Genomic DNA, 11,871 nt, shown 5'->3' with positions numbered 1-11,871 from the left:
GTGGTCAGCGTCGGACGTCGATCGTGACCGTCGTCGTGCTGCTCACCGGGGCACCCTTGCTGTCGGTCATCGACATCGTGCAGTCGAAGGTCGCCTGGCCGACCTGCGTGGGCCGGGCCCGCAGGGTGACGTTGCCGTTCTGGCCGGCCGGGTAGTCCCGGTTGGCCACCTGCCGGGCCGACCCGGGCGCCAGGTCCAGCGCCAGCGCCGGGCCCGCCGTCTGGGTGCAGGAGTACTCGAACGAGTCGCCCAGCAGCACGCCCCGGCCCCGGTTGCCGAACTGCACGACCAGCTGGACGGTCTGCCTGGCGTTCGCCCGGACGACCGGCCCGTTGTTGATCTGCTGGTACAGCTCGGTCTCCGTCGCCGGCGGGGTGACCACCACGTCGAAGGTGCTCGGGTTCGACGTGTTGCCCGCGCTGTCGGTGGCCGTGCAGCTCACCTCGGTCGTGCCGATCGGGAACAGCGTGCCCGGCGCGGGCGCGCAGTCCGGCGTCACGGCGCCGTCCCGGGTGTCGGCGGCCTCCGGCAGCCGGTACTGCACCCGGGCACCGGCGGGGCTGGTGGAGTCGGCGGCCACGTCGTCGGTGCCGGCGATCCGCGGCGGGAGCTGGTCTGCCGGACGCGGTGCCAGCTGCGCCGGGTCGACGATGCCCCAGTAGGCGGGCAGCACCTGCAGGTCGTCGTCGAAGGGCAGCGGTGACTCCCACGGCCGGGCCGCCGGCCAGGTGCGCAGCCAGCTGCGGCCCGTGCTGATCCCCCAGAAGGTCACCGACTCGATCGAGTCCGCGTGGCCCCGCAGCATGTCGAACAGGTCCCGGTAGTAGTACCCGAGCTCGGTCTCGGCGGCGTCCTGGTCGGTCATCGCCGGCGAGTGCTGCGGCACGGTGCCGTTGCTGACGTCGGCGCCGTTGTTCTCCTTCGAGTCGCTGACGTCCAGCTCGGTGATCGCCTGCAGCAGCGGCGTCCCGGTGCGGGCGCTGAGCTGCTCGACGGCGGTCAGCGAGTCGTCCAGCCACGAGACCGGACGGGCGAAGTCGACGTGCGCCTGGTGGCCCACCCCGTCGATCGGGACGCCCCGCTCGACCAGGCCGGCGACCAGGTCGAGGTAGTCGGCCCGCTTGGTCGGCATCTCGGTGTTGTAGTCGTTGATGAACAGCGCGGTGTCCGGGAAGTACCGGTCGGCGAGCCGGAAGGCCTCGTCGACGAAGCCCTCACCGAGCACCTGGAACCAGCGGCTGTCCCGCATGTCGTGCGGGTTGGCGTTGTCGCCGTCGGCGATGACCTCGTTGACGACGTCCATGGCCCAGATCGGGCTGTCGCCGTCGGGGTAGCGGGCGTCGACGTGGTCGGCGATCGCCTTGATGTGCGCCTCCATCCGGGCGCGCAGCAGGGCCTGGTCGGCCGGACTGTTCGTCAGCGGGCGGTCGCCGTCGAGGAAGAACCAGTCCGGGGTCTGGCTGTGCCAGACCAGCACGTGCCCGTAGACGTCGGTGCCGGTGGCGTCGGCGAAGTCGAGCAGCGCGTCCAGGTCGCCGAAGGTGAAGGTGCCCTCGACCGGCTGGATCTCGGCCGGCTTGCCGTCGTTCTCCGGGGTGATCGCGTCGAAGTGGCGCTGCACCAGCTGGGCGGGCCGGCCCACGGTCTCCCGCTGGTCGACCGCGACACCGACGTGCTCGAAGCCGTCCTCGCCGAGCACGTCGGCGAGCCCGGGGACGTCCTGCAGGGGGGTCTCGGTGAAGCCGGTCAGGGCGAAGTCGTCGATCAGGAAGTCGACGCCGACGTCGCCCTCGACGTAGACCTGCGCCGTGTCGATCGCCGCGCCCAGCGTGTAGGTGCCGCGCAGCTCGGTCCACTCGTCGGCGGTGACCACCGCGGCGGCGCCGGAGACGCCCTCGTAGGCGGTCGACGCACCGGCCCGGTCACGCTGGACCGAGACCTTGAGCGACGCCGGCGCCTGTCCCGGCGCGAGCTTCGCCCAGACCGAGACCTGCACGGTCTCGCCGACGGCCAGCCCGTCGGTGACGTCCAGCGCCGGGCCCTGCCAGGCCTGCAGCCGGTTGGTGACCAGCAGGCTGGTGGAACCGGCGTGCGCGTCGGTGGTGGTGGTGGCGACCTGCGCGTCGCCGCGGGGGCCCCAGCCGCCGGCGCCGCTCTCGAAGTCGGTGGCCAGGTCGGTGCGGGTGCCCGGCTGGACCGGGCCGGCGGCCTCGCCGGTGATCGTCACGTCGTCGACGAAGAAGGCCTGGGTCGCGTCGGGGCTCTCCAGGTACAGCTCGAGGCCGCTGTTGCTCGTGCCGAACTCGTAGGTGCCGCTGACCCGGGTCCAGGCGCTGTCGGAGACGGCGACCTGCCAGGCCACGGTGTCGTAGGCGGTCGCGCCCCCGGTGGGCGTGCGCGCCGCGCTCATCGTCACGACGTCGGTCTCCGGCTCCGGCGTGGTGTCGGCGAGCCGGACCCACGCCTCGACCTCCCAGCTGCCGGCCGGCAGCAGCGCGGCGGCGTCCAGCGCCGGACCGTGCCAGGTGTCGGTGCGCCCGGTGACCGCCAGGCTCTGCGCACCACTGCGCGCCTGGTCGGTGCTGAGGGCGACCTGCGCCGTCCCCCGGCCGGACCAGCCGCCGGTGTCCTGCTCGAAGTCGGCCGTGTGCACGGTCGCCGGCGCGGCACCGGCTGCCGGAGCCGCGACCACCCCCGCCGTGGCGACCATGCCGAGCATCGCTGCCCCGGCTCCCAGACGTCGTCGTCCCATGTGTCCCGTTCTCCTCGGGTCGGTGCGCGAGCAGCGCTGCTGCGTGACCTGGCCAGTTCCGAGAACTTCCGGTACTGGCCCGAGAGAGTGAACCTCACCACACCGGGGGTGGTCAACGACGTCCCATCCGGTGGGACGCGACCGGACGGCGGGAGCGACCTAGGCTGCACCCGTGATCCTCATCGTGGTGAAGTGGCCGGTCCGTCCGGAGTTCGACGAGCGTTGGTCCGAGCTCGTCCGGGAGTTCACCGAGGCCGTGCGCGCCGAGCCGGGCAACGTCTTCTTCGAGTGGTCCCGCAGCGTGGAGGAGCCGCACACCTGGGTGCTCGTGGAGGGCTTCCGCGACGCCGAGGCCGGTGCGGTGCACACCGCCTCCGACCACTTCCAGAAGGCGATCTCGGAGATGCCCGACTGGGTGTCGGCGACGCCGTCGATCATGTTCGTCGACTCCCCCGACCTGGCCGGCTGGGGCCCGATGGGCGAGGTCCAGCCCCGCGGCTGACCGGACCGGGCGGCCGGTGTGCGATGTTCTGGCGCATGGTCAACGTCCTGTCGATCCAGTCCCACGTCGCCTACGGGCACGCCGGCAACGCCTCGGCGGTGTTCCCGCTGCAGCGGCTGGGCGTGGAGGTCTGGCCGGTGCACACCGTCCAGTTCTCCAACCACACCGGCTACGGCGCCTGGACCGGCCGGGTGTTCGACGGGCAGGCCGTCGACGAGGTCGTGCAGGGCATCGAGGACCGCGGCGCGCTCGCCCGCTGCGACGCCGTGCTCTCCGGCTACCTGGGGTCGGCCGACATCGGCCACGCCGTGCTCGGGTCGGTGGCCAAGGTGCGCAGCGCCAACCCGGCGGCCGTCTGGTGCTGCGACCCGGTGATCGGCGACGTCGGGCGCGGGGTCTTCGTCCGGCCCGGCATCCCGGAGTTCATGCGGGAGGTCGCCGTCCCGGCCGCCGACATCGTCACCCCGAACCACTACGAGCTGGACCTGCTCTCCCAGTCCGAGACCCGGTCGCTGGCGTCGGTCAAGGACGCCGTGTCCGCCGTCCAGGCGCTGGGCCCGCGCGTGGTGCTGACCACCTCGCTGGTCGCCGAGGACACCCCGGACGACGCCGTCGACCTGCTGGCGTCGGAGGGCGGCCGGCACTTCCGGGTGCGCACCCCGCGCCTGGACCTGTCGGTCAACGGGGCCGGCGACGCGATCGCCGCGCTCTTCCTGGCGCACTGGCTGAGGACCCGGTCGGCCGGCGACGCGCTGGCCCGGGCCGCTGCGTCGGTGTTCGGCCTGCTGCGGCTGACCGCGGAGGCGGGCTCCCGGGAGATCCTGCTGGTCGCCGCGCAGGACGAGTACGTCACCCCCACCCGCACCTTCGACGTCACCGAGGTCTGACCCATGAGCGACTTCCCGCCCCTCGCCGAGCTCGCCGCCCAGGAGGAGGAGCTGCAGCTGCTCAGCTTCACCAACGACGACGCCTGGACCCTCGGCACCGACCTGGTGGCCCGCGCCCGGGACGGCGGGCTGCCCGTGGCGATCGAGGTCTCCCGGCACTCCCACCAGCTCTTCCACGCCGCGATGACCGGGGCGACGCCGGACAACGACGCCTGGATCGCGCGCAAGGCCGCCACCGTGCACCGGTTCGGGCACAGCTCCCTCTTCGTCGGCCAGCGCTCCCGCGAGGCCGGGACGACGTTCGAGGAGCAGTTCGGGCTGGACCCGCAGCAGTACGTGGCGCACGGCGGGGGCTTCCCGCTGCTGGTGCGCGGCGTGGGCCCGGTGGGCGTGGTGGTGGTCTCCGGACTGCCGCAGGTCGAGGACCACGCGATGGTCGTCGCCGCGCTGCGCGCGCTCGTGTCCCAGCAGGGCGCCTGACCGCACCGTGCCCGACCCGCGTCCTCTCCTGCCGCTGCTGGCCGACGCCCGGCGGGACCTGACCGCTGACTGCAGTCGCTGTAACGGGCTGTGCTGCGTCCTCCCGGCGTTCGCCGCCTCGGCGGACTTCGCCATCGACAAGCCGGCCGGCACGCCCTGCCCGAACCTGCAGCCGGACTCGCGGTGCGGCATCCACGACCGGCTGCGCGACCGCGGGTTCCCCGGCTGCACGGTGTTCGACTGCTTCGGGGCCGGCCAGCGGGTCACCCAGGACGTGTTCGGCGGCGCGGACTGGCGCACCGACGCCGCCACCCGGGCGGCGACCGCCGCCGTCTTCCCGGTCATGCGGCAGCTGACCGAGCTGCTCTGGTACCTCACCGAGGCGACCGCACTGCTGCCCGCCGGGCCGCTGCACACCGAGGTGACCGCGGCCCGCACCCGCACCGAGCAGCTGACCGGCACCGGCGCCGACGAGCTGGCCGCGCTGGACGCCGCCGCGTACCGCAGCGAGGTCGGGGAGCTGCTCGGCCGGGTCAGCGACGCCGTCCGGGCCGACGTGCCCGGCCGGGCCCGGGACCGCCGCGGCGCCGACCTGATGGGCGCGGCGCTGCGCGGTGCGGACCTGCACGGGGCCAGCCTGCGGGGCGCGTACCTGATCGGGGCGGACCTGCGCGGTGCCGATCTGCGCCACGCCGACCTGCTGGGTGCCGACCTGCGCGCTGCCGACCTGCGGGGCGCCGACCTCACCGGTGCGCTGTTCCTCACCCAGCCGCAGCTGACCGCCGCCCTCGGGGACGGCGGCACGACGCTGCCGGAGTGGCTGACCCGGCCCGCGCACTGGTCGACTTCCAGGTCAGCCGCACCCCCGAGCCGCGGCCGCCGCCCCCGTCGTCGCTGACCGGCGGCCCGCCGGGCACGATCTGCCCATGGCCTACAGCGCGGAGAGCACCCGCTACGACTCGATGACCTACCGGCGCACCGGCAGGAGCGGCCTGGACCTGCCGGCCGTGAGCCTCGGGCTCTGGCACAACTTCGGGGACGACGTCCCCTTCGACCGGCAGCGGGACGTCCTGCGGCGCGCCTTCGACCTGGGGATCACCCACTTCGACCTGGCCAACAACTACGGCCCGCCCTACGGCAGCGCGGAGACCAACTTCGGCCGGCACCTGGCCGACGACTTCCGCCCGTACCGCGACGAGCTGGTCCTCTCCACCAAGGCCGGCTACGACATGTGGCCGGGCCCGTACGGGCAGGGCGGCGGCTCCCGCAAGTACGTGCTGTCCAGCTTGGACCAGTCACTGCAACGGATGGGTGTCGAGTACGTCGACGTCTTCTACAGCCACCGACCCGACCCGACGACGCCGCTGGTGGAGACGATGGGCGCGCTGCACACGGCCGTCCAGTCGGGCAAGGCCCTCTACGCCGGCATCTCCAGCTACTCCCCGGAGATGACCGCGGAGGCGGCGGCGATCCTGGCCGACCTGGGGACGCCACTGCTGATCCACCAGCCCTCGTACTCGATGCTGAACCGCTGGATCGAGACGCAGGGGCTGCTGGACACCCTCGCCGACGTGGGCGCCGGCTGCATCGCCTTCTCCCCGCTGGCCCAGGGCATGCTCACCGACAAGTACCTCGACGGCGTCCCGGCGGGCTCGCGGGCCGACCAGGGCAAGTCGCTGGACCCGGGGATGATCACCCCCGAGTACGTCACGCACGTGCGGGCGCTGAACGAGCTGGCCCAGGCCCGCGGCCAGAGCCTGCCGCAGCTGGCGCTGTCCTGGGCGCTGCGCGACCCGCGGGTCACCTCGGTGCTGATCGGGGCGAGCAGCGTGCGGCAGCTGGAGCAGAACGTCGCCGCGCTGGAGAACCTGGAGTTCAGCTCCGAGGAGCTGGCCGCGATCGACCAGCACGCCGTCGACGCCGGCATCGACCTCTGGCAGGCCGCCCGGGAGGCCTCGGCCTGAGGTCGCCGAGGCGGCCGGCCGGATGTCTCAGCCCGGCCGGTCGGCCGACGGCGCCTCGGCGGCCGCCGCGGCGCGGTGGCAGGCGGCGCAGGTGCCGAAGATCTCCAGCGTGTGCGTGACGTCGACGAAGCCGTGCTCGCCGGCCACCCGGTCGGCCCAGCGCTCGACGGTCGGGCCCTCGACCTCCTCGGTCCGGCCGCAGACCCGGCACACCAGGTGGTGGTGGTGCCGGGTGCTGCACCGGCGGTAGATCGCCTCACCGGCGTCGGTGCGGATCGAGTCGAGCTCGCCGTCGTCGACGAGGGCCTGGACGGCCCGGTAGACCGTCGACAGCCCGATCGAGTCGCCGGCGGCGCGCATCCGGGCGTGCACCTCCTGCGCGCTGTGGAAGCCCTCGAGCTCGTCGAAGACGGCGTTGACGGCGGTGCGCTGGCGGGTGTTGCGGATCATCTGGTCGTCTCCTCGTCGAGGCGGCCCGCGTGGTGGTGCGGAAGAGCCCGGCGGTCTTCGCATGAGGATAGGAGCATGTGAGAACTGTTGTCGACTGCGGGGCTCACTCGTAGGGCTCGGCCGGCGCCTCCACCGCGGCCACCGAGGTCGCGTCGATCGTCGGCTCCGGGTACCCGACCGCCGGGTCCACCTGCGGCGGGACGTGCGTGCCGACCACCTCCACCCACTGGTCGGGCTCGAACGCCGCCGGCCCGTCCGGCACGGCCACCCGGAGGGCGGTGGCGTCGGCGGCGCAGCAGTTGATGTCGAAGCGGGTGACGTACCAGCCGCCGGCCGCCCGGGGCGAGACGAAGCCGACCAGCCGGACCCGGCGCCCCTCCAGCGCGCTGGTGTCCGGGGCCAGTGACCAGACGTGGTAGCTGAACAGCGTCATCGTCCGGTGGTCGCTGCCGGGATCGTCCGCCCCGATGCCCGCCGACGACGGCTGGGCGGGCACCGCGACCGGGGCTGCGGACTGCCGGCCGGCGGAGTACGAGCCGAGCGCGGGCGGAGCGACGACCAGGACCACCGCCACCGGCGCGGCCAGCAGCCACCCGACCGCCGGGCCCGGGTGGTCGTGCTCCACCCCGCCCCGAGGTCGACGCAGCCCGGCGACCGCGAGCAGCACGACCACCACCCCGGCGCCGAGCAGCAGCGGCCGGAAGCCGGCCCGCACGTAGTCCAGGTACCGGTCGCTGCCGGCCACGAACAGGACGACGACGCCGAGCAGCAGGAGGAGCACGTGCTGGGTGGTCCGGTCCGGGCGGCTGCTCACAGCAGGACCGCCCCCACCCCGACCGCCAGCAGCACCGCGACGCCGAAGGTGACCGGCGCGAACCGGAGCGCGAAGCCGCGGCCGAAGGTGCCCGCCTGGAGCGCGATCAGCTTCACGTCGACGGCGGGACCCACGACGAGGAACGCCAGCCGGGCGGTGAGCGAGAAGGACGTGAGGCTCGCCGCCACGAAGGCGTCGGCCTCCGAGCAGATCGCCAGCAGCACCGCGAGGGCCGCCAGCACCAGCACCGCGAGCACCGGGGACGCCGCGACCTGCTCCAGCCAGCTCCGCGGCACCAGCACCCCCAACGTCGCCGCGGCCGCACCGCCGACGACCAGGAAGCCGCCGGCGTGCACCAGGTCGTGCGCCATCGCCTCGCGGAAGCCGGCGAGCCGGCTCAGCCCCGGCGCCGCGGCGGGCAGCCGGGCGAGCTGCAGCCACTCACTGCGGCCCAGCAGGGTCCACAGCCAGCCCATCACCAGCGCCACCCCCAGCGAGGCCAGGAAGCGGGCGGCCACCATCTCCGGCTGGCCGGGGAAGGCCACGGCCGTGGCGACGAGCACCACCGGGTTGATCGCCGGGGCTGCGAGCAGGAAGGCCAGCGCCGCCGCCGGGGTCACCCCGCGCCGCACCAGGCTGCCGGCGACCGGCACCGAGGCGCACTCGCAGCCGGGCAGCACCACCCCGGCCACCCCGGCCACCGGCACGGCCAGCGCAGGCCGGCGGGGCAGCGCCCGGGTGAAGAAGGACGGCGGCACCAGCGTGCTGATCGCTGCCGACAGCGCCACGCCCAGCACCAGGAAGGGCAGCGCCTGCAGGCAGACGGCGACGAAGACGGTGCTCCAGGCCAGCACCACCGGCTGCTGCAGGGAGGCGGGGGCGAGGAAGTGCAGCAGCACCAGGACGGCGACCAGCCCACCCAGCAGGTCGGTGCTGCGCCCACCGGCCCGGGTGGGCGCCCGCCCGTCCCCGACCCGGCTACCGTCGACCCGGACCTCGGCGATGACCGGCTCCCCTCCGCGCGTTGACGATGAGTCCCGTTACCGTGGGCGGACCCACGATCTCATGTGAGACCCCCCAGACGGACCGATCGAGGAGCACGTCGATGAGCGAGACGAAGAAGAACCGCGGCGCGACCGCCGGCCGGGTGCTGCGCAAGGCGGCCGGGACGGTGGCGACCGGGGTCGTCGGCGTGGCCGTCGTCCGCGCTGCCGAGCGCGGCGAGACCGGCAGCCTGCCCCGCCGCCTGGCGGTCGGGGCGACGAAGTGGGGCATCCGCGGGGCCCGCCGCGCCGAGGTCGGCGTGGAGCGTGCCCGGCTCGCCGCGGGGGACGTCCGTGCCCAGGCCTACGCCGACCTGGGTGAGCAGGTGCCCCCGCCGGCCGACCGCTCCGGCGGCCACGACCACCAGCACTGACCGTGGAGACGGCGACCGGCACCGCCCGGCTGGTCAGTGACGCCGCTGGCCGGCTGCGGCTCGCCGTCCCGGCGCTGACCGGTGCACCCGCGCGGGCGGTGGCGCTGGAGGACCTGCTGGACGCGGTGCCCGGCGTCCGCACCGCGCACGCCTACCCGGTGACCGGTCAGGTGCTGGTCTGGCTGGACGCCGACGCCGACGCCGAGGACGACGTCCGGGCCGACGTGCTGCGGGTGGCGGCCTCGGCCGTTGCGCTGCCTGCGGCCGCCGAGGTGGCGCGGGCGCCGCGGTCGGCGGACGTGGCCAACGGGGAGCTGGTGCGGATCGCCGTCGGCGGTGCCGCCCTGGCCCTGCTGGGCGTGCGCCGGTACGGGTTCGGCCGGCCGCCGGTCCTCACCGGGCGCAGCCGGCTGGTGGCGACGGCGCTGACGATCTTCACCGGCTACCCGTTCGTGAAGGGCGCCGCCGGCGCGCTGGCCGGCAGGCGCAGCGCGGGCACCGACGCGCTGGTCACCGCCGCGACCATCGCCAGCCTGCTGCTGCGGGAGAACGTCGTGGCGCTGACCGTGCTGTGGCTGCTGAACATCGGCGAGTGGCTGCAGTCGGTCACCCTGCGCCGCACCCGCCGCGCGATCTCCGCCTTGCTGGCCGGCACCGAGACCACCGCCTGGGTGATCCTGCCCGGGGAGGCGGGCGAGCCCGACGTCGAACGGCAGGTCGACCTGGCCCGGCTGCGGGTCGGCGACCTCGTCGTGGTGCACGACCAGACGACGCTGCCGGTCGACGGCGTGGTCGTCGAGGGCACCGGCGTGGTCGACCAGGCCGCGATCACCGGCGAGCCGCTGCCGGTGCAGGTCACCCCGGGGGCGACGGTGCACGCCGGGTCGGTCAACCTGCGCGGCCGGCTGGTGGTGCGCGCCTCGGCCACCGGCTCGGACACCGCGATCGGCCGGATCATCGCCCGGGTCGAGCAGGCCACCGACGACCGGGCGCCGATCCAGACCGTGGGCGAGAACTTCTCCCGCCGCTTCGTGCCCGCTTCCTTCGCCCTCGCCGGGCTGACCTGGCTGGTCACCCGGGACGTGCGGCGGGCGATGACCATGCTGCTGATCGCCTGCCCGTGTGCGGTCGGGCTGGCCACGCCGACCGCGGTCAGCGCCGCGATCGGCAACGGCGCCTCCCGCGGCCTGCTGATCAAGGGCGGCGCGCACCTGGAGGCCGCCGGCCGGGTGGACGCCGTCGTCTTCGACAAGACCGGCACGCTGACCATCGGCCGTCCGGTGGTCACCAACGTCGTCTCCTTCTCCGACGACTGGACGCCCGAGCGGGTGCTCGGCTACGCCGCCAGCTCCGAGGTGCACTCCCGCCACCCGCTGGCCCAGGCGGTGATCCGCTCCACCGAGGAGCGGCACGTGTTCATCCCGCCGCACGAGGAGTGCGAGGTGCTGCTCGGGTTGGGCATGCGCACCCAGGCCGACGGCCGCGTGCTGCTGCTGGGCAGCGAGCCGCTGATGGCCAGCGAGGGCGTGGCCGTGGGCGACGCGGCCCAGGGCTGGCTCGACCGGCTGCGGGCCGCGGCGGAGACCCCGCTGCTGCTGGCCGTCGACGGCGAGCTGGTCGGGCTGGTCAGCCTCCGCGACGAGGTGCGGCCGGAGTCCCGGGAGGTGCTGGAGACGCTGCGGGCCACCGGGGTGCAGCGGATCGTGATGCTCACCGGCGACCACGAGAGCACCGCTGCCGCCGTCGCCGCCGAGCTCGGGGTGACCGAGTGGCGGGCCGAGGTGCTGCCCGAGCACAAGCAGGACGTCGTCGCGGCACTGCAGGCCGAGGGGCACACCGTCGCGATGGTCGGCGACGGCACCAACGACGCCCCGGCCCTCGCCGCGGCCGACATCGGCATCGCGATGGGGGTCTCCGGCACCGACGTGGCGGTGGAGACCGCCGACGTGGCGCTGGTCGGCGACGACCTGCGGCACCTGCTGGACCTGCGTGAGCTGGGCCGGCAGACGCTGGGCGTGGTGCGGCAGAACTACGGCATGTCGATCGCGGTCAACGGGGTCGGGCTGGCCGTCGCCGGCGGCGGGGCGCTGTCCCCCGTGCTCGCTGCCGTGCTGCACAACGCCTCGTCGGTCGCCGTCGCGGTCAACTCGGCCCGGCTCGTCCGGCACCGGGGCGCCGGACGACCGGAGCCCGCCCGGTAGCCGGCAGCGCCGCTGCACGGGGACGGTCGGGTGGTGGCCGGACGGCGCCACCCGGCCACCCCTCCGGTCGGCCTCTTGTTGAGAATGATTGTCATCATGGCTAGTCTCCGGCCATGCAACCCCTCGCCGCGCGTCCCGCCCCCGTGCCCCCCGACGTCCTCGACCGGCTGCGCCGGTGGGTGCGCACGACCCTGGGGCTCGGCGCGGACGAGACCGTGCTGGTCTCCCAGCTCCGCTGCCGGGACGCCGGCTGCGCGCCGGTCGAGACCGTCCTCGCCGTCCTGCGCCCGGGCGACCGGCTGAGCCGGACCGTCCCGCTGCCCGCCGACTGGATCTCGGTGGCCGACGTCCAGCGCGCCTTCGCCTCGCCCGGGAGCGACTCGTGACCGGCGGGGTGGTCGGGG

At 74.6% G+C, this 11,871-nt stretch carries 12 protein-coding genes; 8 read left to right on the top strand and 4 right to left on the bottom strand.

Going from position 1 to position 11,871, the window contains the following annotated elements:
* Positions 1-4: 4 nt before the first annotated feature.
* Positions 5-2,752: an endo-1,4-beta-xylanase gene (locus FB380_RS16085; protein WP_208383652.1), complete on the bottom strand. Its 2,748-nt coding sequence runs from the start codon at positions 2,750-2,752 to the stop codon at positions 5-7.
* A gap of 172 nt (positions 2,753-2,924) precedes the next feature.
* Between FB380_RS16085 and FB380_RS16080 the strand changes: the two genes are divergently transcribed.
* Genes FB380_RS16080 through mgrA form a run of 5 tightly spaced genes read left to right on the top strand, consistent with a single transcriptional unit; the run spans position 2,925 to position 6,585 of the window.
* The gene (locus FB380_RS16080; protein ID WP_166756378.1) at positions 2,925-3,254 is read left to right on the top strand and encodes a putative quinol monooxygenase; all 330 of its coding nucleotides are present in this window, start codon (positions 2,925-2,927) and stop codon (positions 3,252-3,254) included.
* A gap of 23 nt (positions 3,255-3,277) precedes the next feature.
* On the top strand, positions 3,278-4,141 hold the full coding sequence (gene pdxY, locus FB380_RS16075) for a pyridoxal kinase PdxY (RefSeq protein WP_243851240.1): 864 nt from the start codon (positions 3,278-3,280) through the stop codon (positions 4,139-4,141).
* Between the two features lie 3 nt (positions 4,142-4,144).
* Positions 4,145-4,621, top strand: a complete 477-nt coding sequence (locus tag FB380_RS16070) for a heme-degrading domain-containing protein (protein ID WP_166756377.1) — start codon at positions 4,145-4,147, stop codon at positions 4,619-4,621.
* A gap of 7 nt (positions 4,622-4,628) precedes the next feature.
* Positions 4,629-5,519, top strand: a complete 891-nt coding sequence (locus FB380_RS16065; protein WP_229681919.1) for a pentapeptide repeat-containing protein — start codon at positions 4,629-4,631, stop codon at positions 5,517-5,519.
* 28 nt (positions 5,520-5,547) lie between these two features.
* Positions 5,548-6,585, top strand: a complete 1,038-nt coding sequence (gene mgrA / locus FB380_RS16060) for an L-glyceraldehyde 3-phosphate reductase (RefSeq protein WP_166756376.1) — start codon at positions 5,548-5,550, stop codon at positions 6,583-6,585.
* 27 nt (positions 6,586-6,612) lie between these two features.
* On the opposite strand, the gene FB380_RS16055 is transcribed toward mgrA, so the two are convergent.
* The 3 genes from FB380_RS16055 to FB380_RS16045 form a co-directional block, all read right to left on the bottom strand.
* The gene (locus FB380_RS16055) at positions 6,613-7,035 is read right to left on the bottom strand and encodes a Fur family transcriptional regulator (RefSeq protein WP_166756375.1); all 423 of its coding nucleotides are present in this window, start codon (positions 7,033-7,035) and stop codon (positions 6,613-6,615) included.
* A 103-nt stretch (positions 7,036-7,138) separates the two neighbouring features.
* Positions 7,139-7,849, bottom strand: coding sequence for a TIGR03943 family putative permease subunit (locus tag FB380_RS16050; RefSeq protein WP_166756374.1), 711 nt, complete (start codon positions 7,847-7,849; stop codon positions 7,139-7,141).
* A complete protein-coding gene (locus FB380_RS16045; RefSeq protein WP_208383651.1) occupies positions 7,846-8,748 on the bottom strand; it encodes a permease in 903 nt (300 codons plus the stop codon). Before FB380_RS16045 ends, FB380_RS16050 begins: the two co-directional genes overlap by 4 nt.
* Positions 8,749-8,954: 206 nt before the next feature.
* Here FB380_RS16045 and FB380_RS16040 point away from each other — a divergent pair, with 206 nt between their 5' ends.
* The 3 genes from FB380_RS16040 to FB380_RS16030 all read left to right on the top strand — a co-directional run bounded on the left by FB380_RS16040 (position 8,955) and on the right by FB380_RS16030 (position 11,853).
* Positions 8,955-9,266 (top strand): DUF1490 family protein, encoded by a 312-nt coding sequence (locus FB380_RS16040; protein ID WP_166756373.1) that lies wholly within the window; start codon positions 8,955-8,957, stop codon positions 9,264-9,266.
* Between the two features lie 2 nt (positions 9,267-9,268).
* Positions 9,269-11,467 (top strand): heavy metal translocating P-type ATPase, encoded by a 2,199-nt coding sequence (locus FB380_RS16035; RefSeq protein ID WP_229681918.1) that lies wholly within the window; start codon positions 9,269-9,271, stop codon positions 11,465-11,467.
* 113 nt (positions 11,468-11,580) lie between these two features.
* Positions 11,581-11,853: a hypothetical protein gene (locus FB380_RS16030; RefSeq protein WP_208383650.1), complete on the top strand. Its 273-nt coding sequence runs from the start codon at positions 11,581-11,583 to the stop codon at positions 11,851-11,853.
* The last annotated feature ends 18 nt before the right edge of the window (positions 11,854-11,871 follow it).

Source organism: Modestobacter marinus, from assembly GCF_011758655.1.
GTDB lineage: Bacteria > Actinomycetota > Actinomycetes > Mycobacteriales > Geodermatophilaceae > Modestobacter > Modestobacter marinus.
The sequence above is the reverse complement of the archived record's forward strand: the minus strand, read 5'-3'. Positions and strand labels throughout refer to the sequence as shown.